This is a genomic window from Micromonospora avicenniae, assembly GCF_900156065.1.
GTDB lineage: Bacteria > Actinomycetota > Actinomycetes > Mycobacteriales > Micromonosporaceae > Micromonospora > Micromonospora avicenniae.
The window spans coordinates 43,464-62,672 of the sequence record NZ_FTNF01000022.1 but is presented as its reverse complement, the minus strand read 5'-3'; the positions used below and the strand labels follow the sequence as shown (position 1 = coordinate 62,672).

Annotated in this window: 20 protein-coding genes; 7 read left to right on the top strand and 13 right to left on the bottom strand. The window is 71.3% G+C overall.

All coding sequences use genetic code 11. The annotated features are described in order from the left end of the window. The first annotated feature begins 47 nt into the window (after window positions 1-47). On the top strand, window positions 48-809 hold the full coding sequence (locus BXA10_RS25120) for an SDR family NAD(P)-dependent oxidoreductase (protein WP_076473307.1): 762 nt from the start codon (window positions 48-50) through the stop codon (window positions 807-809). Between the two features lie 27 nt (window positions 810-836). Here BXA10_RS25120 and BXA10_RS25115 read toward each other — a convergent pair whose 3' ends face one another. From BXA10_RS25115 to BXA10_RS31670, 4 genes are all read right to left on the bottom strand, one after another. Further along, the gene (locus BXA10_RS25115) at window positions 837-1,571 is read right to left on the bottom strand and encodes a 16S rRNA (uracil(1498)-N(3))-methyltransferase (protein ID WP_076473341.1); all 735 of its coding nucleotides are present in this window, start codon (window positions 1,569-1,571) and stop codon (window positions 837-839) included. Between the two features lie 147 nt (window positions 1,572-1,718). Continuing rightward, window positions 1,719-2,864: a molecular chaperone DnaJ gene (gene dnaJ, locus BXA10_RS25110; RefSeq protein ID WP_175649306.1), complete on the bottom strand. Its 1,146-nt coding sequence runs from the start codon at window positions 2,862-2,864 to the stop codon at window positions 1,719-1,721. Window positions 2,865-2,933: 69 nt separating this feature from the next. Then, on the bottom strand, window positions 2,934-3,956 hold the full coding sequence (gene hrcA / locus BXA10_RS25105) for a heat-inducible transcriptional repressor HrcA (protein WP_076473305.1): 1,023 nt from the start codon (window positions 3,954-3,956) through the stop codon (window positions 2,934-2,936). Window positions 3,957-4,040: 84 nt separating this feature from the next. After that, window positions 4,041-4,208, bottom strand: coding sequence for a hypothetical protein (locus BXA10_RS31670; protein ID WP_175649301.1), 168 nt, complete (start codon window positions 4,206-4,208; stop codon window positions 4,041-4,043). Between BXA10_RS31670 and BXA10_RS25100 the strand changes: the two genes are divergently transcribed. Beyond that, window positions 4,207-4,839 carry a DUF4870 domain-containing protein gene (locus tag BXA10_RS25100; protein ID WP_076473304.1) on the top strand — a complete coding sequence of 211 codons (633 nt, stop codon included), beginning with the start codon at window positions 4,207-4,209 and terminating at the stop codon, window positions 4,837-4,839. The two genes, BXA10_RS31670 and BXA10_RS25100, sit on opposite strands and share 2 nt — an antisense overlap. A gap of 145 nt (window positions 4,840-4,984) precedes the next feature. Here the strand turns inward: BXA10_RS25100 and hemW are convergent, their stop codons facing one another. Continuing rightward, entirely contained in the window at window positions 4,985-6,208 is a 1,224-nt protein-coding gene (gene hemW, locus BXA10_RS25095) for a radical SAM family heme chaperone HemW (protein ID WP_175649305.1), read from the bottom strand. Between the two features lie 19 nt (window positions 6,209-6,227). On the opposite strand from hemW, the gene BXA10_RS25090 reads away from it, so the two are divergent. Then, window positions 6,228-7,013, top strand: coding sequence for an enoyl-CoA hydratase family protein (locus BXA10_RS25090; protein ID WP_076473303.1), 786 nt, complete (start codon window positions 6,228-6,230; stop codon window positions 7,011-7,013). Between the two features lie 139 nt (window positions 7,014-7,152). On the opposite strand, the gene BXA10_RS25085 is transcribed toward BXA10_RS25090, so the two are convergent. Continuing rightward, entirely contained in the window at window positions 7,153-7,917 is a 765-nt protein-coding gene (locus tag BXA10_RS25085; RefSeq protein ID WP_076473302.1) for an SDR family NAD(P)-dependent oxidoreductase, read from the bottom strand. 420 nt (window positions 7,918-8,337) lie between these two features. Here BXA10_RS25085 and BXA10_RS25080 point away from each other — a divergent pair, with 420 nt between their 5' ends. Then, window positions 8,338-9,201, top strand: coding sequence for a hypothetical protein (locus BXA10_RS25080; protein WP_076473301.1), 864 nt, complete (start codon window positions 8,338-8,340; stop codon window positions 9,199-9,201). A gap of 217 nt (window positions 9,202-9,418) precedes the next feature. Then, window positions 9,419-10,324 (top strand): phytanoyl-CoA dioxygenase family protein, encoded by a 906-nt coding sequence (locus BXA10_RS25075; protein ID WP_076473300.1) that lies wholly within the window; start codon window positions 9,419-9,421, stop codon window positions 10,322-10,324. A gap of 77 nt (window positions 10,325-10,401) precedes the next feature. Here the strand turns inward: BXA10_RS25075 and BXA10_RS25070 are convergent, their stop codons facing one another. From BXA10_RS25070 to BXA10_RS25040, 7 genes are all read right to left on the bottom strand, one after another. Further along, window positions 10,402-11,040: an MOSC domain-containing protein gene (locus tag BXA10_RS25070; protein ID WP_076473299.1), complete on the bottom strand. Its 639-nt coding sequence runs from the start codon at window positions 11,038-11,040 to the stop codon at window positions 10,402-10,404. Between the two features lie 57 nt (window positions 11,041-11,097). Then, window positions 11,098-11,928: a carbohydrate ABC transporter permease gene (locus BXA10_RS25065; protein WP_076473298.1), complete on the bottom strand. Its 831-nt coding sequence runs from the start codon at window positions 11,926-11,928 to the stop codon at window positions 11,098-11,100. After that, entirely contained in the window at window positions 11,925-12,911 is a 987-nt protein-coding gene (locus BXA10_RS25060) for a carbohydrate ABC transporter permease (RefSeq protein ID WP_076473297.1), read from the bottom strand. Before BXA10_RS25060 ends, BXA10_RS25065 begins: the two co-directional genes overlap by 4 nt. Continuing rightward, complete coding sequence (locus tag BXA10_RS25055; RefSeq protein WP_076473296.1) at window positions 12,908-14,197, bottom strand: sugar ABC transporter substrate-binding protein; 1,290 nt, start codon at window positions 14,195-14,197, stop codon at window positions 12,908-12,910. The genes BXA10_RS25060 and BXA10_RS25055 overlap by 4 nt, the downstream gene beginning before the upstream one ends. A 236-nt stretch (window positions 14,198-14,433) precedes the next feature. After that, a complete protein-coding gene (locus tag BXA10_RS25050) occupies window positions 14,434-14,718 on the bottom strand; it encodes a GlsB/YeaQ/YmgE family stress response membrane protein (protein ID WP_076473295.1) in 285 nt (94 codons plus the stop codon). Between the two features lie 293 nt (window positions 14,719-15,011). After that, on the bottom strand, window positions 15,012-16,889 hold the full coding sequence (gene lepA / locus BXA10_RS25045) for a translation elongation factor 4 (protein WP_076473294.1): 1,878 nt from the start codon (window positions 16,887-16,889) through the stop codon (window positions 15,012-15,014). An 88-nt stretch (window positions 16,890-16,977) separates the two neighbouring features. Further along, entirely contained in the window at window positions 16,978-17,511 is a 534-nt protein-coding gene (locus BXA10_RS25040) for a DUF4240 domain-containing protein (protein WP_076473293.1), read from the bottom strand. Window positions 17,512-17,661: 150 nt separating this feature from the next. Between BXA10_RS25040 and BXA10_RS25035 the strand changes: the two genes are divergently transcribed. Next, on the top strand, window positions 17,662-18,639 hold the full coding sequence (locus tag BXA10_RS25035) for a phosphotransferase family protein (RefSeq protein ID WP_076473292.1): 978 nt from the start codon (window positions 17,662-17,664) through the stop codon (window positions 18,637-18,639). A gap of 198 nt (window positions 18,640-18,837) precedes the next feature. Further along, window positions 18,838-19,104 carry a 30S ribosomal protein S20 gene (gene rpsT, locus BXA10_RS25030; protein WP_076473291.1) on the top strand — a complete coding sequence of 89 codons (267 nt, stop codon included), beginning with the start codon at window positions 18,838-18,840 and terminating at the stop codon, window positions 19,102-19,104. Window positions 19,105-19,209 lie beyond the last annotated feature (105 nt).

The window sequence follows — 19,209 nt, the reverse complement described above, 5'->3', positions numbered from 1 at the left end:
GAAGGACCGCTTCCCGCCCCCGGAGGCAGGTGCGGCAGGATGGCCGCGTGACTTCACGGGCGGTACTGGTGACGGGAGGCTCGCGCGGCATCGGGCGGGCGGTGGTGAAGGCCTTCGCGGCCGGCGGCGACCGGGTGGCGATCCACCACCGGGACTCGGCGGAGCTGGCCGAGGAGCTGCGGGCGCAACTGCCCGGCGAGGGACACGTGGTGGTGCGGGCCGACCTCGCCGACCCGGACGCGGTCCGGGCGATGGTGGACGAGGCGGCGGGCCTGCTCGGCGGGCTGGACGTGCTGGTCAACAACGCGGGCACCTTCGGACCCGCCGACCCACCGCACCCGGTCTTCGAGAGCACGTACGAGCAGTGGCGGCAGCGCTGGCGTGAGGTGCTGGACACGAACCTGTTCGGCGCGGCCAACGCCGCCTGGTGCGCCGCCCAGCACATGCGCGACCGGGGCGGCCGGATCGTCAACGTCTCCTCCCGGGGCGCGTTCCGCGGCGAGCCGGCGAACCCGGCGTACGGGGCGAGCAAGGCGGGCATGAACGCGATGGGCCAGTCGCTGGCCGTGGCGCTCGCGCCGTACGGCATCGCGGTGGCCACCGTCGCGCCCGGCTTCGTGGAGACCGACATGACCAACGAGCACCTCAAGGCTGAGCGCGGCGTGGCGGTACGGGCGCAGAGCCCCTTCAACCGGGTCGCCCGCCCCGAGGAGATCGCCGCCGCGGTGCACTGGCTCACCTCTCCGGAGGCCGAGTGGGCGACCGGCACCATCGTCGACCTGAACGGCGCCTCGTACCTGCGCAGCTGACTCCTGCCCCGGCTCAGGACGCGGGTGTCACCAGCGGGAGAGGCGGGTGGCGAGGACGGCGAGGGCGGCGACCCCGGCCGTCGAGGTACGCAGCACGGAGGGGCCGAGGCGTACGGGGCGGGCACCGGCGGCGGCGAACGCGTCCACCTCGGCCGGAGCGATGCCACCCTCGGGGCCGACCACCAGCACGATCTCGCCGGCGTCGGGAAGGTCCACGGTGGTGAGCCGGTCGTCGGCCTCCTCGTGCAGCACGAACGCGGCGGCGGACCCGCCGATGCGCCGGGCGACCTGGTTGGTCGACTCGTCCGGGGACCCGGCCACCACCGGCAGCCACGAACGCCGGGCCTGCTTGGCCGCCTCCCGGGCGGTCGCGACCCACTTCTCCCGCGCCCGTACGCCCCGGTCACCGCGCCACTGCGCCACCGAGCGGGACGCCGCCCAGGGCACGATCTCGTCCACCCCGACCTCGGTCATCGCCTGCACCGCCAACTCGCCCCGGTCCCCCTTGGCGATCCCCTGCACCACGACCAGCCGCGGGACGGACGCGTCGACGTACCCCCGGGAGGTCACGTCGAGTTCCAGGCTGCCCCGGCCGACGGCCGTGACCACGGCGGTGGCGGTGCCGCCCTTGCCGTCGGCGAGCAGCAGTTCCTCGCCCACCCGCAACCGCTGCACGGTGGCCGCGTGGTGGCCCTCGGGGCCGTCGAGGGTCAGCGTGTCGGCGGTGGGCAGCGAGTCGAGGAGGAAGAGCGGGGCGGACACGGTCAACAGGCTAACCGCCCCGGCCCCGGCCGGAACGGTCAGCCGGCCGGCTCAGCCCGGCCGGCTGCGGACGGGACCCACCGACCGGCCGGCTCACGTCTCAGGCCCGCCCGGTGTCGGACCGGGCCGGGCGGGCGGGCCGACGCGTCAGGCGTGACCGTTGAAGGCGTCGCGCATCCGGGAGAAGAAGCCGCCCTGCTTGGTCAGCTCGGCGACCTCCTCGCCCCGGGTCTTGGCGAACTCCCGCAGCATCCGCTCCTGTTCGGCGTCGAGCTTGCTGGGCGTACGCACGTCGAGGTGCACGTAGAGATCGCCTCGGCCGGTGCCGCGCAGGTGCGGCACGCCGCGGGCGCGTAGCCGCAGCGTGCTGCCCGGCTGGGTACCGGCCTTGACGTCGACGGTTTCCTCGCTGTCCAGCGTCTTGATGGTCAGCCGGGTGCCGAGCGCCGCCGCGGTCATCGGCACGGTGACCCGGCAGTGCAGGTCGTCGCCCTTGCGGGAGTAGACGTCGTGGGGACGCTCGTGGATCTCCACGTAGAGGTCACCGGCGGTGCCGCCGCCAGGGCCGACCTCGCCCTGCTGGGCCAGGCGGATCCGCATGCCGTCCTCGACGCCGGCCGGGATCTTGACGGTGAGCGAACGGCGGGTACGCACCCGGCCGTCACCGGCGCAGGTCGGGCAGGGGTGCGGGATGGTCGTGCCGTAGCCCTGGCAGACGGTGCACGGCCGGGCGGAGACCACCTGGCCGAGGAAGGTGCGCTGCACGGACTGCACCTCGCCGCGGCCCCCGCACGCCTCGCAGGTGGCGAGGTGGGTGCCCGCCGCGGTGCCGGCGCCCGAGCAGGTGGTGCAGAGGACGGCGGTGTCGACGGTGATCGGCGCCTCGACGCCGAACGCGGTCTCGTGCAGGTCCAACTCCAGACGCAGGATCGCGTCGGCGCCCGGCCGGGTACGTGGCCGAGGCCCCCGCGAGCCGCCGGCGGCACCGCCGAAGAAGGCGTCCATGATGTCCTGGAAGCCGACGAACGGGCCGGCCCCACCGGCACCACCCGGGCCACCGGCGCCACCGCCCCCAGGCGCGAGGGGGTCGCCGCCGAGATCGACGATCTGCCGTTTCCGGTCGTCCGAGAGGACCTCGTACGCGGCGTTGATGTCCTTGAACTTCTCCTGTGCCTCCGGATCCGGATTGACATCCGGGTGGAACTGGCGCGCGAGCTTGCGGTAGGCGCGCTTGATCTCGTCGTCGGAGGCGTCCCGGCTCACGCCGAGAATGCCGTAGTAGTCCCTGGCCACTGCGTTCCGTGTCCTCATGTTCGTTTGCGTTGCGCCGGCCGCCGACCGGATCCGGTCGGACGGTACTGCCTAGTTCTGGGCCAGCAGATCGCCCACGTAGCGTGCCACGGCCCGAACCGTGGCGATGGTGCCTGGGTAGTCCATCCGGGTCGGCCCGAGCACGCCGAGGCCACCCACGATCGTCGAACCCGGGCCGTAGCCGGTGCTCACCACCGAGGCGGCGCGGAGATTGTCGATCTCGTTCTCGTCCCCGATGCGAACCCGCATCGAGCTCTCCTCGACCTCGCCGATCAGCTTCAGCAGGACGACCTCCTCCTCGAGAGCCTCGAGGATCGGGCGTAGCGATCCCTGGAAGTCGAGCAGCCCGCCGCGGGTCAGGTTGGCCGTGCCGGCCAGCGCGATGCGCTCCTCGTGCCGCTCGACCAGCGTCTCCAGCAGCACGCTGGAGAGGGTGGCCATGGCCGGGCGCAGGTCGGGGCTGACCTCGTCGACCAGCGCCTGCACCAGCGGGGGTGTCTCCGACAGCCGGGTGTCGACCAGCTTCTCGTTGACCAGCCGGCGCAGGTCGGTGACGTCGTCGGCCGGGATCGGCCCCGGCATCTCCACGAGCCGCTGCTCGACCCGCCCGGTGTCCGCGATCATGACCAGCATCAGCCGGGTGGTGGAGATCGGCACCAGCTCCAGGTGCCGGACGGAGGAGCGGGCGAGGCTCGGGTACTGCACGACTGCGACCTGCCGGGTCAGCTGGGCCAGCAGCCGGACTGTGCGGTGCACCACGTCGTCCAGATCGACGGCGCCGAGCAGGAAACGCTCGATGGCCCGGCGCTCGGCCGGGCTGAGCGGCTTGACCCGGGACAGCCGGTCCACGAAGAGCCGGTAGCCTCGGTCGGTGGGCACCCGGCCGGCGCTGGTGTGTGGCTGCCGGATGTACCCCTCCTCCTCGAGCACCGCCATGTCGTTGCGAACCGTCGCCGGGGAGACTCCGAGCTGGTGTCGCTCGACCAGCGCGCGGCTACCGACCGGCTCCTGCGTGGCGACGTAGTCCTCGACAATCGCGCGGAGCACGGCGAGCTTGCGGTCGTCGAGACCCATCCTCCCCACCTCCTACGCGCATCGGCCGCCGGCGTTCTGCGTCACGCGCGGCGTTCCTGGCACTCGACTGTAGCGAGTGCCAGTCTACGTCGGCAGGCCCGCCAACGCGATGATCAAGGACGGACCACGGGTGCGGGTCCCGTCCGCGTCAGGGCCGTCCAGCCGCCCGGTGGCGCTCGACAGATCGACCGGGTGCGCCCGTCCGCGCCGCTCTGGCGCGTCCTTGTCGGCGACCCCTACCGTGACGTTCATGACTGAACCACCTCGCCCTCCCGGCGCGGGCGACCCGGGCGACCGCCCGGACCCGACCCCGCCGCCGGTAACTCCCGGCCCGTCCGCCGAGAACGAGCCCACCGCACCACTGTCCGGGGCACCCGGACCGGGTGGCTATCCCCCGCCCGGTGGCTATCCCCCGCCCGGTGGTGGTCAACCCCCGTCGGGCGGCTACCCGCCTCCGCCCGGCGGCGTCCCGCCAGGCGGCTACCCACCGCCGGGGGCCGGCTATCCGACCGGAGGCAGCTACGGCCCGCCGACGGGCTATGCCAGCAACGAGGACAAGACATGGGCGCTGGTCGCCCACTTCGGCGGGGCGGCCGGCGCGCTGATCAGCTTCGGGCCGCTCGGCTTCGTCGCCCCGCTGATCGCCTACCTGGTGCGCGGGCAGCAGTCCCCGGCCGTGCGGGCGCACGCGCTCGCGGCGCTCAACTTCCAGCTCCTCTGGTCCGGCATCGCCTTCGTGCTGCTGTTCATCAGCTGGTGCCTGCTCTTCCTGCCCAGCGTGGCCGTCGTGGTGATCCAGATCGCGTTCGGCGTGATCGCCGGCATGAAGGCCAACGAGGGCAACACCTACCGCTATCCGATGTCCGCGACCTTCATCAAGTGACCCCTGGCCGGCCGCTCCCCCGGTCGGCCCGGGGCACCGACGGCGCACCGGCGAACGCGCCACGGCCCGTTCCGGTTCGGGCACCGCCGGCTCCACGTCCGACCCGGCCGCAGTGCGGCCCGGCGGTGGTACGGGTGCGGCCCGGCTAGGCCAGCAGGTCCCGTACGACGGCGTCGGCGAGTAGCCGACCGCGCAGGGTGAGCACCGCGCGGCCGGCCGCGTACTCGTCCGGGGCCAGCAGGCCGGCGGCGTGCGCCCGCTCGGCGCCGGCGCGCCCCGTGTCGTCCAGCACGTCGAGCGGGAGCCCGGTGGCGAGGCGCAGCCGTAGCATCACGTCCTCCATGTGCGCCTCGTCGACGGTGAGCAGCTCCCGGGCCAGGCCGGGCGACCGACCCTCCGCCAGGCGCTGGGCGTACGCCGACGGGTGCTTGACGTTCCACCAGCGCACCCCGCCCACGTGACTGTGCGCGCCCGGCCCGAGCCCCCACCAGTCCCCGCCGGACCAGTAGAGCAGGTTGTGGCGGCAGCGGGCGGCGGGCGTACGGGCCCAGTTGGAGACCTCGTACCAGGAGAACCCGGCCGCGCCGAGCGCCTCCTCGGCGGCCAGGTAGCGGTCGGCGGCCACGTCGTCGTCGGGGTACGGCAGCTCGCCGCGGCGCATCCGGGCGGCGAGCCGGGTCCCGTCCTCCACGATCAGGGCGTACGCGCTGACGTGGTCGGCACCGGCGGCGACCACCTCGTCCAGCGAGCGGGCGAAGTCCTCGGCCCGCTCCCCCGGCGTGCCGTAGATCAGGTCGAGGTTCACGTGATCGAACCCGGCGTCCCGCGCCTCGGCGGCGGCCGCGGTGGCCCGGCCCGCGCTGTGCTTGCGGTCGAGGATCGCCAGCACCCCGGGCGAGGCGGACTGCATGCCCAGCGAGATCCGGGTGTAGCCGGCCGCTCGCAGCGCCTTGAGCGACTCGGGCGTGACCGACTCGGGGTTGGCCTCGGTGGTCACCTCGGCGTCGGCGGCGAGCCCCCAGGTGCGGTCGACGGCGTCCAGGATCCGGGCCAGGTCGTCGGCGGGCAGCAGGGTGGGCGTGCCCCCGCCCACGAAGACGGTGTCGACCCGCCGGGGCGGACTGTCGCCGAGCACCCGGGCGGCGAGCCGGAGCTCGGCCAGGACGGTGTCGGCGTACCCCTCGCGGGTGGCGCCGCCACCGAGTTCGGCGGCGGTGTACGTGTTGAAGTCGCAGTAGCCGCAGCGGCTCGCGCAGAACGGGACGTGGACGTACACGCCGAATCCGCGTGCGCCGACCTCGCGGGTCGCGCTGGCGGGCAACGAACCGTCGGCCGGTACGGGTTCGCCATCTGGAAGGACGCCGGGCATGGCCACTAGTGTGCCCGGCATGACCTCTCCCGACGCGCTCGTGCGGGTCGCCACGGCCCGTGGGGTGACCACCCTCACCCTGGACAGCCCGCACAACCGCAACGCGCTCTCCACCCCGCTGATGACGCAGCTGCGCGCCGGGCTGGGCGACGCGGTCGCCGACGACGCGGTCCGGGTCATCGTGCTCGACCACACCGGGCCGGTCTTCTGCTCGGGCGCCGACCTCAAGGAGACCGCCGCCGCGTACGCCAGCGGGACGGTGCCGGCCGGGATGCTCGGCGACGTGCTGGCGGCGGTCTGGGAGTGCCCGAAGCCGGTGCTCGCCCGCGTGGCGGGGCCGGCCCGCGCCGGTGGCCTCGGGCTGATCGCGGCCGCCGACCTGGCGGTCTGCGCCGAGGAGGCCACCTTCGCGTTCACCGAGGTGCGGCTCGGGGTGATCCCCGCGGTGATCTCGGCGACCGTGCTGCCTCGGCTGCACCCGCGGGCGGCAGCCGAGCTCTACCTGACCGGGGACACCTTCGACGGTCGGCGGGCCGCCGAGATCGGGCTGGTGACCGCCGCGGTGCCGGCCGACGGGCTGGACGCCGCGGTACAGCGGTACTGCGCCTCGCTGGTGCGCGGCGCGCCGGGAGCCCTGGCCGGGGCGAAGCAGCTGCTGCGCCGCCCCGCGGCCGCCGACCTGCGGGCCGAAATCGCCGACCTGGCCGCGCTGTCGACCGGCTATTTCCTCTCCGACGAGGGGCGGGAGGGCGTGGCGGCCTTCCGGGAGAAGCGGCCGGCACGGTGGGTGCCGGCGGCGAGTTGACCCCTGGCACCCGGTGGGTCTGCGGCGACGGTGGCGGCGACGCCGAACAGGCCGCGTCGATTCTCGCCCCGATCGGCGGGCGATGGCGACGGCGGCCGGGACACCGCCTGGCGGGGCGGTGTCCCGGCCGTCGCCCGGCTCACCACGCGGTCGCGCCGCCGTCGACCGGGTAGTTCGCGCCGGTGATGTAGCTCGCGCGGTCGGACGCGAGGAAAACCACCAGCTCGGCGACCTCCTCGGGCCGCGCGAACCGCTTGAGCAGGGTCTTCGCCGTGATCGCGTCCCGCGCGGCCCGGTCATCGCCGAGGTCGCGCTCGCTCGCCGGGGTCAGGATCGGCCCCGGGCTGATCGCCACCACGCGGATCCCGCTCGGCGCGCCTTCCAGGGCGAGCTGCCGCGTCATGCCGATGATGCCGGCGTTCGCCGCCGCGTGCCCGACCATGGGCGGCACCTGACCACCGATCATGCCGGCCATGGACGCGGCGTTGATGATCACGCCGCCGCCGCGCCGGACCAGGTGCGGCCAGGCGAACTTCGACACGTAGAAGGGAATGTCGAGCTCGCCGGCGATCGTCGCCCGCCAGTCCTCCACCGAGAACTCGGGCATCGGCCCGAAGCGGAGCGAGGCCGCGTTGTTGTAGACCACGTCGAGTCCGCCATAGGCGGCCACGGCGTCCTCGACGAGCCGGCGCACCTGTTCCGGGTCGGTGAGGTCGACGGGTGCGACGCCCGTCATCTCTCCGCCGGCCCGCCGGACGAGTTCGACGGTCTCGTCGTTGGCGTCGACCTTGACGTCGGCTCCGACGACCCGGGCGCCCTCCCGCGCGAAGGCCAGCGCGGCCACGCGCCCCAGACCTCCACCGGTACCGGTGATGAGCACTACCTTCCCATCCAGCGTTCCCATGGAACTCCTCCTTGGTCGTGAGCTGTCCGGACGACTCGGGTACGAGCCGCTCGGGCCGCCTCCGGGGGCTCGCCTCCTGAGCGGGCCGCTCCGGTTATTGACATGTCAACAGCGGAAAGAGCTTGACCGGTCAAACAATTCCGCGTCGCTTCTCCGCAGTGACGCTCATGACAGACAAGCCCAGGGCCACGTACCGTGCTCTGCCAGAGCGCGGTGGATCTCGCAACGGGCGCCGTCCTCCGGCTCGGCATCGCCTGCCCTCGACGTAACGACGCCGGGCGAGAGGGCGATGCGGGCAGGTGAGACCGCAGCCGGGGCGGGAATCCGGTTCGGCCGGGCCGGGCCGGGCCGGGCCGAACCGGTCAGACGACCCGGCCGGACCCACGGCGGACGTACGCTTGTCGAACTGCCGAACAGGGGGTGTGGGTGCGAACTCGGACCGTGGTGGCGGGTGGCGTGGTCCTCGTCGTGCTCGCCGTGGTGGTTGTCGTGGTGCTCGTCCGACAGCTCGGGAGCGAGTTGCGCCTTCCCCTGGCCAGCCGATCCTGCACCGTGCAGGCCGATGGCCGGGTGGTGCTCGACGCCGACCAGATGGCCAACGCGGCGACCATCGCGGCGATCGGCGCGCAACAGGGCATGCCGGAGCGGGGCGTGGTGGTGGCGCTGGCGACCGCTTACCAGGAGTCCGGCCTGCGCAACCTCCCGAATGGCGACCGGGACTCGATCGGCCTGTTCCAGCAGCGCCCCAGCCAGGGTTGGGGCGACCCCGCACAGCTCAGTGACCCGCGGTACGCGGCCAAACGGTTCTATGCGGCGCTGAAGAAGGTCCGCGGCTGGGAGCGGATGCGGGTCACCGACGCCGCTCAGCGCGTGCAACGCTCCGCCTTCCCTGAGGCGTACCAGAAGTGGGCCGACGAGTCGGCCGTGTTGACCCGGGCCCTGCTCGGCGATGCGACGCGGGCCGTGGCCTGCTCGGTCGGGCGGACGCCGGTGATGCGTGGCGCCGCCGCGGCGGCCGCGCTGACCCGCAACCTGGAGCTGGACTGGGGCGTGATCGGCAGCGCCGCGCCGGCGGAGTTGACCGGGCTCAGCCTGGCGACGACCGACCAACGCGACGGCTGGCGGTACGCGCACTGGCTCGTCTCGCACGCCCAGGACCACGGGGTGAAGCGGGTCCGTTTCGGGGACCTGGAGTGGACGGCCCGCGACGGCAAGTGGGTTGAGGTGCCCGGAGGCCCACCGGCCGGCGCCCGGGTGGTGGCCGAGGTCTTCGCCGACAGCTGATCGACCCAATTCCTCTACCGTCGGTCACCGCAAGAACCGGCTAACCGCTCGAACCATCACTTTTGACATCGCGGTCGTGACGCTTGGTATCCAGCTCGCTGCCCCTGGTCCATCCCCGGCCATTCCCGGCCTTCTGCCCTCCCGGTTCACGGTCGACCGCGTTACGATCGGCGCCCTGTGCCAGGAAATCTTTTCGCCTCATGGGGAGGGGTACGACGTGGCGTTCGACTACGGCGGCCGGACCGGTTACGAACCGATCAGTGACGTAGATCGCAAGGAGTTCCACGAGCAGGGCTTTCTCCTGCTGCGCAATGTCCTGACGGAGGACCACCGGGCGGCGCTCGAAGAGGCGGTCGACCGCGTCTACGCCGAGGAGAAGGCCAAGGGCAACACCAAGAAGGACGGCACCCTGCACCTTCTCGGCTTCCTCGAGCGCGACGAGCTCTTCGGCGACCTGCTCACCCACCCGATCGCCTTCCCGTACATGTGGGGCCTGGCCGGGTGGAACATCTACACGCACCACAACCACCTGGACGTGACCCCACCGGCGTTGGAGCCGGAGAAGCCGTACTGGGGCTGGCACCAGGACGGGTACCGGCAGAACTCCGACCCGGAGACCATGGACCCGAACCTGCCCCGGCCGATGTTCTCGCTGAAGGTCGCCTACGTGCTCTCCGACCTCTCGGAGACCGGGCGCGGCGCCACGAAGGTCATCCCGGGCAGCCACCTGTGGAACTCGCTGCCCCGCCCGGACGACGTGACGGTGCACAACCCCGACCCGGAGGGCACGGTGGAGATCACCGCCAACCCGGGCGACGCGTTCATCTTCGACCGCCGCCAGTGGCACTCCCGGTCGACGAACCTGTCGAACATCACCCGCAAGATGCTCTTCGTGGGCTACACCTACCGGTGGATCCGCCCGCTGGACGAACTGCACATCGACCAGGACGGCGAGTGGTGGGCCAACCGCACCCCGGTGCAGCGCCAGCTCTGCGGCGAGGGTGGCCACACCGCGAACTACTGGGGCATCAACTGGGACGGATACGTCGACGACGAGATCCCGCTGCGCAAGGAGCTGAAGGAGCGCGGTCTCCTCGACCGGAACATCCCCTGGCTGCGCTGACCTCGTAGCGAAGGGCCCTCCGCCGTCGCCTCGCGCGCGGTCGGGGGCCCTTCGTCACATGCCGTAGCGCCGGACGTTCATCGTGCGGCGAGCCGGCGACGCACCTTCTCCCGGATCGACTCCGGCAGGTCCGGCGCGTCCAGCAGCCGGGGCAGCAGCTCCGGCTCCAGGTTGGTGGCCCGGAAGACCTCACCGATGGTCACCCCGTGGGTGGGCCGATCCACCACCTGCACCGGGTCGCCGGGGCCGACCTCCCCCGCACGCAGCACCCGCAGGTAGGCCCCGGGGAGCGCGCGGACCGTGAACCGCTTGATCAGATCCGGTACGCCCCAGAAGCCGGCGAAGGTGGCACACGGCGTGCGCGGCTTGGTCACCTGCAGCAGAGCGGATCCGATCTGCCACTGCTCGCCGATCACCGCTCCGGTCACGTCCACCGCGTACGTGGTGAGGTTCTCGCCGAAGCCGCCGGGCCGGATGTCACGCCCCAGCTCGGTCGCCCACCAGCCGGCGTCTTCCTCCGCGTACGCGTAGACCGCCTGGTCGGGGCCACCGTGGTGGGCCCGCTCGCCGATGAAGTCGCCGGCCACTCCGTCGGCGCGGAACAGCACCGGGCCGTCCACCGGCCGCTTGTCGATGCCGCTGCGGCCGCTCGGGTCGCCCGCCCACTCGGCCTCGGTGACCGCACCCAGGTTCACCGCCACCACCCTGCCCGTCATGGCAGTCAGCCTAGCGGGGACGACGGGATGCGACAGCCCAAGATTCTCGGCCGGCCGTCAGCCCTTGACCGCGCCGGCGACCAGCCCCGAGACCATCCGCCGCTGCACCAGCAGGAAGAAGATGATCACCGGCAGGGTGAACAGTGTGGACGCCGCCATCACCGGCCCCCAGGCGGTGTCGTCGCGCCCGAAGAAGAACGTCATGGCCACCGGCAGGGTGTACCGGCCCTGGTCGTTGATGAAGGTGAGCGCGAAGATCAGCTCGTTCCAGGCGGTGATGAAGGAGAAGATGCTGGTCGCCACCAGTCCGGGAGCGACCAGCGGGAACAGGATCCGGCGAAACGTCTGGGCCCGGCTCGCTCCGTCGATCGCCGCTGCCTCCTCCAGTTCCTTCGGCACCGCGGCGACGAAGCCGCGCAGCATCCAGACGGCGAAGGGCAGCGAGAAGCCCAGATAGGTGAGGATCAAGCTGGGCAGCGTGTTGTAGAGCCCGAGCCGCTGGATCATCAGGAAGAGCGGGATGACCAGGGCCTCCAACGGGATCATCTGCACCACGAGCAGCATGATCAGGAAGCTGGTCCGCAGCCGGAACCGGAACCGGGCCACGGCGGTCGCCGCCAGCAGCGCGACCAGGCCGCTGAGCGCCACCGTGGAGACCGCGACCACGGCGCTGTTGAGGAAGAAGTCCGCGAAGGTCACCCCGGGGATCAGGTTCCCGGTCAGGATCTCCCGGTAGTGCTCCAGCGTCGGGTGCGTCGGCACCGGCCGTGGGGTGGCGGAGAAGATCTCCCGGCTGGGCTTCAGCGACGTGGCGATCATCCAGTAGACCGGGAAGGCCGCGAAGAGCGCCACCAGCAGCCCGGCGCCGTTGAGCGCGACCTTCTTCACGACTCGTCCTCCTGCCTGAGCACCATCCGTACGTAGAAGCCGGTCACCACGAGCAGGATCGCGGTGAGGATCACCGCGATGGCCGCGCCGAGGCCGTACTTCGGCGGGGGCGAGAACGCCTCCGCGTACGAGTAGATGGAGAGCATGAACGTCGGCCGGTCCTGGGTGCCGCCGGCCAGCACGAACTGCTGGGTGAAGACCTTGAAGTCCCAGATCGTGGAGAGCACGATCAGGATCCCGAAGACCGGGCGCAGCAGCGGGAACGTGATCCGCCAGAAGACCCGCCAGGCGCTCGCGCCGTCGACCCGGGCCGCCTCGTGTAGCTCACTCGGCACGCTCTTGAGCCCGGCCAGGACGCTCACCGCGATGAACGGGAACGAGTGCCAGACCACCACCAGGGTCAGGATCGAGAAGAAGAGCAGTGGCGAGTTGAACCAGCCGTAGCCCGTCCAGTCGCTGCGCCCGAAGAGCGCCTGCGACAGCCCGTCCGGCAACGCGTTGAACAGCCAGGTGACCAGGCCACTGGTGTCGTCGAAGATCCACTTCCAGACGATGGTGCCGGTCAGCGCCGGGGTCGCCCAGGCGAGCATCACGCAACTGGCCACGAAGGTGGCCATCTTCCGGCCGAGGCGGTTGAGCAGCAGGCCGACCAGGGTGCCCAGGATCATGGTGAGCGCCACGTTCGCCACCGCGAAGAGCACGGTGTTGCGCAGCACGGTGAGGAAGAACGGGTCACCAAGGATCTGGGTGTAGTTCTCGAGTCCGATCCATGGCCACTCCCGGTCCCCACGCAGCTGCCGGACGTTATTCAGCCGGTAGAACGACATGGTCACCACCTGGCCGAGCGGCCAGAGCAGCAGTACGCCGATGATGACCAGGCAGGGCAGGAGCAGCAGATACGGCAGGCGGTCGACCGGGCGACTCCGCCGCGCGGGGTTCTCCCGCGCGGCGGACGTCTCCGGCGCGTCGGTCAGCGTGGTCACTTGGCGTTGAGGATGCTTTCCATCTCCGCGGCCGCGTCGGCGGTAGCCTTCTCGACCGTCTTCTGACCCTTCATGACCGAGCTGTTCATCGCCTGCGTCACCGTCTTGGTACGACTGACCTCCACCCACTTCGGGGTGAGCGGCGTGACCTTGGTGTTCTGCATCGTGGTCGCGAACGCCGCCATGATCTTGTCACTGGCGTACGTGCCGCCGGCTACGAGGTCCTGGTAGACCGGGAAGAAGCCCAGGCTGTCGGCGAACGCCTGACCGTTCTTCTTGTTCAGCAGCACGGTCATGTAGTCCCAGGCGAGGTCCTGGCGCTCGCTGTCCTTCCAGATCGCGATGTCCGAGCCGCCCGCGAAACCGGGCGCGGCCTTGCCGTCGGGGCCAGGGATCGGGAAGGTGCCCCACACCTTTTCGATGTCCGGGTTGTCCTTCTTAATGGCGCCCTGCTGCCAGCTGCCGGCGAACGCCATGGCGGCCTTACCGGTGGCGAACTGGGTCCGGGCGTCGATCTCGTTCCAGCCGGCGGCGGCCGGCGGCGCGACCTTGTGCACGGTCACCAGATCGGTCCAGAACTTGACCGCCTTCTGCGCCTCGGGCGTGGTGTAGCCGGACTTCCAGGTGCCCCCCTGGTCGGTGGCGATCTCGCCGCCCGCCGCCCAGAGGAAGGAGTAGAACGGCAGCTCGGAGTTGCCAGGCAGCGCGATGCCGTAGGTGTTCGGCTTCTTGGCCTGCACCGCCTTGGCCACGGTCACCAACTCGTCCCAGGTGGTCGGCGGCTTCACGCCGGCCTCGGCGAACCAGTCGGTGCGGTAGTAGATGGCCCGCACGCCGGCGTACCAGGGCACGCCGTACTGCTTGCCGTCGAGCTGCGCGTTCTTCACGAGGTCCGGCAGGATGTCCTTGCCCTCGGCCCAGCCGCTCATCCGGCCACTCAGGTCGGCCAGGGCCTCCTGCGCCGCCCAGCCCTGAGTCTCCGTGTTACCCAGTTCGGTGACGTCCGGCCCCTCACCGCCGGCCAGGGCGGCCTGGAACTTCTTCGGCGCCTCCAGCCACGGGATGTACTGCACCACGACGTCGGTGTCCGGATGCTTCTGCCGGAACTCGGCCTCGACGCCGTCGAGGAACTTGGTCTGGGCCTCGCCACCCTCGCCCATCATCCAGACGGTCAACTTGCTGGTGTCGGCCGCCTCGTCGTCGCCAGAGCCGCCACAGCCGGTCAGCACCATCGCGGCCGAAGCCACCAAGGCGGTGACCGGGGCCAGCCGCTTCCACCTGTTCACGCCACATCTCCCCTCGCGCCGCTTGGCACTAACCTTTACCGCCGCACCTTAGTAGGTAAAAATCCTTTACGACAGTGGGCGGTCGAGAGAAGGCGACGCGACCGTATCGCAGGTCGAGGGGCGTAGGGCAGGGGTCGCTCCAGGCGAATCCGGCCGTACGCAGACGAACGGGCGCCCGACCCGTTCGGTCGGACGCCCGTCGCAGTACCATCGCCGGTCGTACGCCGGCGCGGTCGTCACCGGGTGACGCTGCGGCGCCGGCCCACGCCGGCCACCAGAGCCACCGCGATCGCCGCCAGCACGACCTGCACCAGCAGCTCGCCCCAGTCCACCCCCGAGGTCTCCGTCGCGATCCCCAGCGCCCGCGCCAGCACCGTGCCGAGCAACGCGGCACCCACACCGATCAGCATGTGCAGCCACATCGGCATGTCCTGCCGGCCCGGGACGATCAGACGGCCCAGCGCCCCGACGATCAGACCAACGATGAGCGCAGTGATGATGCCCCAAACGGTCAGCTCCATGGCCGCCCTCCTTCAAGAATGAGTCACACGATGTGTGCTTCCTGTGGTGGCCGCTAAGTTCCCGAGCCATCGAAAGGCCAAACCGGACCGGGCACAAAACGTCTGCATGAATGAATGCGAAAGGTGCGGCCGGGCCATCGTCCACCCAGGTCGGAGCCGGTAGGACGAACTCCGCGACCGGCCGTGGGCCGAGGAAAATTTCCTGCCCCGGCGCGCTGGAACGCCGACGGCCGGCACCCACGGCGCGACGTGCCGTAGAGGTGCCGGCCGTCGTACCAGCCGGTTGGTGTGCGCTATTTCTTTCCGGTGGGCTTCCCCTCGGCGGCGTCGGAGGAGAGCGCCGCGATGAAGGCCTCCTGCGGGACCTCCACCCGGCCCACCATCTTCATCCGCTTCTTGCCTTCCTTCTGCTTCTCCAGCAGCTTGCGCTTACGGCTGATGTCACCGCCGTAGCACTTGGCGAGCACGTCCTTGCGAATCGCCCGGATGGTCTCGCGGGCGATGACGCGGCTGCCGATCGCTGCCTGGATCGGCACCTCGAACTGCTGCCGGGGGATCAGGTTACGCAGCTTCGCGGCGATCGATACGCCGTAGTTGTACGCCTTGTCCTTGTGCACGATGGCGCTGAACGCGTCCACCGGCTCGCCGTGCAGAAGGATGTCGACCTTCACCAGGTCCGACGCCTGCTCACCCGAAGGCTCGTAGTCGAGCGACGCGTAGCCCTTGGTCCGGCTCTTCAACTGGTCGAAGAAGTCGAAGATGATCTCGGCCAGTGGCAGCGTGTAGCGCAGCTCCACCCGGTCGGCGGAGAGATAGTCCATGCCCAGCAGAGTGCCCCGCCGGCCCTGGCAGAGCTCCATCACCGCACCGACGTAGTCGTTCGGCGTCAGCACGGTGGCCCGCACCGTCGGCTCGTACACCTCGGCGATCTTGCCGGTCGGGTACTCGCTCGGGTTGGTCACCACGATCTCCACGCCGTCCTCCTGGAGCGCGCGATAGATCACGTTCGGCGCGGTGGAGATGAGGTCGAGATTGAACTCCCGCTCCAGCCGCTCCCGAATGATCTCCAGGTGCAGCAGGCCGAGGAAACCACAGCGGAACCCGAACCCGAGCGCACCCGAGGTCTCCGGCTCGTACGTCAACGCGGCGTCGTTGAGCTTGAGCTTGTCGAGCGCGTCGCGCAGGTTGGGGTAGTCGGAGCCGTCGATCGGGTAGAGGCCCGAGTAGACCATCGGCTTCGGGTCCTTGTAGCCACCGAGCGCATCCGTCGCCGGATTGGCGTTGATGGTGACCGTGTCACCGACCCGGGACTGGCGCACGTCCTTCACGCCGGTGATCAGGTAGCCCACCTCGCCGACGCCGAGGCCCTCGGCCTTCACCATCTCCGGCGAGATGACGCCGATCTCCAGCAACTCGTGGGTGGCGCCGGTGGACATCATCTTGATCCGGTCGCGGGCACTGATCCGACCGTCGACCACCCGGACGTAGGTGACCACGCCCCGGTAGACGTCGTACACCGAGTCGAAGATCATCGCCCGGGCGGACGCGTCGGCGTCGCCGACCGGCGGCTGGAACTGCCGGACGATCTCGTCGAGCAGGTGCGGCACGCCCTCGCCGGTCTTGCCGGAGACCTTGATGCAGTCGGCCGGGTCGCCGCCGATCAGGTGGGCCAGCTCCTCGGCGTACTTCTCGGGCTGGGCCGCCGGCAGGTCGATCTTGTTGAGCACCGGGATGATGTGCAGGTCGTTCTCGAGCGCGAGGTAGAGGTTCGCCAGGGTCTGCGCCTCGATGCCCTGCGCCGCGTCGACCAGCAGGATGGCACCCTCGCAGGCGGCCAGCGACCGGGACACCTCATAGGTGAAGTCGACGTGCCCCGGAGTGTCGATCATGTTGAGCACGGCCTGCTCGCCGGCCCGGTCGCCCTCGCGGATCGTCCAGGGCATCCGGACGGCCTGGCTCTTGATCGTGATGCCACGCTCGCGCTCGATGTCCATCCGGTCGAGATACTGAGCGCGCATCTGCCGCGGGTCGACCACGCCGGTGAGCTGCAACATCCGGTCGGCCAGGGTCGACTTGCCATGGTCGATGTGGGCGATGATGCAGAAGTTCCTGATGCGCGCCGGGTCGGTGGCACCAGGAGCGTTCGCGCCGGAATCGAGCGTCGGAGGCACAGCTGTCCGTTCTGGTCGGCTGACGTGATCAGGCCGGCACGGAGCCGGCCCCCCTATATGCTCCCACGCCGTCTCGGGCGCGGTCGGATCACTCCTCGGGCGGCTCGACGAAGAGCGCGGCGAGGCGCGGCAACCGCTGCCGCGCCGACTCCTCGTCGTCGAAGTCCCAGAAGTCGAGATCCGGCGCGGGCGCCGGGTCGGGCTCGGCCGGCAGATCGGTAGCGGTCGCCTTCCGGTACGCCTCCCAGGGCACCGCGAGCATGTCCTCCGACTCGAACTCCTCGCCGCTGAGCGCGGCGGACCGGATCTGCGGCAGTTCGGCGAGCGAGTCCGGGTCCGCGACCGCTCGGGCGAAGACCTCCCGCCCCTGGGTCATCAGCCAGCCGCGGAAGTACTCGAAGCCGTCGTCGGAGGCACCCCCATTGATCAGGTACGCGGCTCCCCAGAGATCCACCGTCCGGGACGCGACGAGCACCCGCCGCTGGTGGCGCGCGTAGCCGACGATGTCCGCCGGGTCACGCTCGGCCAGCAGCGCCGTCGCCCGCGCGGCCACCGCCGGGGCCTCTCCCCCGCCGCCGGCCCGGGCCCGGTCGATCAACTGCCAGAACTCGTCGGTCCTCATGAGCTGGCAGTCTCTCAGACGACCGGACGCGACAGCGGAAGGATCTCGCGGGGGGCGGGCGCTCGGGGCCGGCTTCGGGCGCACCGGCGCGGGCGAATCACCGACGTGCTGAGGCTGCACGGCGCCGCCGGGGTACGACAGCATGGGGGAATGCCGGTCACGCCACCGCCGTACGACGCCACGGCCGTGCGGCCGAGCTGGACCGATCTGCCACCCGGCCTGCGGTCGGCAATCGCCGCACGGCTGGGCGCACCGGTCACCGCCGCCCGGATCGCGGGGGCGGGCTTCACCCGAGGCTTCGCCGCCCTGCTGAGCACCGGCGACGGCTCGTCGGTGTTCGTCAAGGCGGCGGCGCGGACCGATCAACCGCGGCTGGTCGACTGGTACGTCCGGGAGGCAGCCGTCCTCGCTCGGCTCCCGACCGGACTGCCGGTCCCGCGGCTGCGCTGGACCCTCACCGCAGCCGACTGGTACGCGATCGGCCTCGACGCCGTGCACGGCCGTACGCCCGACCTGCCCTGGGCGCCGGCCGCGCTCGCGGCCACACTGGCCGGGTACGCCGAGGTGGCGTCCGCGCTGGTCCACCCGCCGGCCGAGTTGGTCGGCCTGGGGTTGCCCCACCTCGCCGACCTGGCCCGGGACGACATCCTCTGGTGGGAAGAGGTCGCCACCGGGCGTGAACCGGCGCCGCCGTTGCCCGCGCCGGTACGGGGCCGGCTGCCCGAACTGGTCGCGCTGGAGTCCCGCCTCCCCGGCTATGCCGCGGCCGGCACCGGGCTCATCCACGGCGACCTCCGCCTGGACAACGTGCTGATCGACGGTCACGGCCGGGCCTGGCTCTGTGACTGGACCTGGCTCTGCCACGGGCCGGCCTGGTTCGACCTGGTGACCCTGTTGATCACCGGGTACGCCAGCGGGCTGGACGCCGATGGTCTCTTCGCCGGGCATCCGGCCGCCGCCGGCGCTCCCCCGGACGCGCTGGACGTGACGCTGGCCGCGCTGGCCGGGTACTTTCTCACCACCGCCGCCGCGGCCCCGCCCACCGCCTCACCACAGATCCGCCGGCACCACCGGTGGAGCGGCGAGCAGGCGCTCGCCTGGCTCGCGACCCGGCAGGGCTGGACCTGACGCTCGGCGGCTCGCACACGTTCGGGGCCGGGACGTGTCGGGGCGGGACGTGTCGGGGCGCAATCGGCGGCAGGGTCGGTCGGGTGCCGTTTTGGCTCGTCCCGGCCGACCTGGTAACCTGGCTTTTCGCGTGGTGATGACGCATGCTCGCCGCGCGCAGAAGCTGACCAACCCGAGCTATCAAGACGAGGCTGTCGCGTGGCGAACATCAAGTCCCAGATCAAGCGCAACCGGCAGAACGAGAAGCGCCGGCTGCGTAACAAGTCGGTCAAGTCGTCGCTGAAGACCGCAGTCCGCAAGTTCCACGAGGCCGCCGAGTCCGGCGACGTCGAGCAGGCCACCGCCCTCATGCGGGACGCCTCGCGCAAGCTCGACAAGGCGGTCAGCAAGGGCGTGATCCACGCCAACCAGGCCGCGAACCGGAAGTCCGCGATCGCCAAGCGCGTCGCGTCGTTCTCCGCCTGACCCACGCGGCGTCAGACCTCGCCGGAAGCCCCGGGCGATGCCCGGGGCTTCCGGCTGTCTACGTTCCGCGCCCCAGCAGCACGCCGATCGCGGCGCCCGGGGTGT

Bases quoted from the DNA above. Each gene is read 5' to 3' on its own strand.
- BXA10_RS31670 (WP_175649301.1), bottom strand. From the start codon at position 4,208: ATGAACGTCACGGTAGGGGTCGCCGACAAGGACGCGCCAGAGCGGCGC.
- BXA10_RS25035 (WP_076473292.1), top strand. From the start codon at position 17,662: ATGCCGGTCACGCCACCGCCGTACGACGCCACGGCCGTGCGGCCGAGC.
- BXA10_RS25070 (WP_076473299.1), bottom strand. From the start codon at position 11,040: ATGACGGGCAGGGTGGTGGCGGTGAACCTGGGTGCGGTCACCGAGGCC.
- BXA10_RS25090 (WP_076473303.1), top strand. From the start codon at position 6,228: ATGACCTCTCCCGACGCGCTCGTGCGGGTCGCCACGGCCCGTGGGGTG.
- BXA10_RS25085 (WP_076473302.1), bottom strand. From the start codon at position 7,917: ATGGGAACGCTGGATGGGAAGGTAGTGCTCATCACCGGTACCGGTGGA.
- BXA10_RS25100 (WP_076473304.1), top strand. From the start codon at position 4,207: ATGACTGAACCACCTCGCCCTCCCGGCGCGGGCGACCCGGGCGACCGC.
- hemW (WP_175649305.1), bottom strand. From the start codon at position 6,208: ATGCCCGGCGTCCTTCCAGATGGCGAACCCGTACCGGCCGACGGTTCG.
- BXA10_RS25050 (WP_076473295.1), bottom strand. From the start codon at position 14,718: ATGGAGCTGACCGTTTGGGGCATCATCACTGCGCTCATCGTTGGTCTG.
- hrcA (WP_076473305.1), bottom strand. From the start codon at position 3,956: ATGGGTCTCGACGACCGCAAGCTCGCCGTGCTCCGCGCGATTGTCGAG.
- BXA10_RS25040 (WP_076473293.1), bottom strand. From the start codon at position 17,511: ATGAGGACCGACGAGTTCTGGCAGTTGATCGACCGGGCCCGGGCCGGC.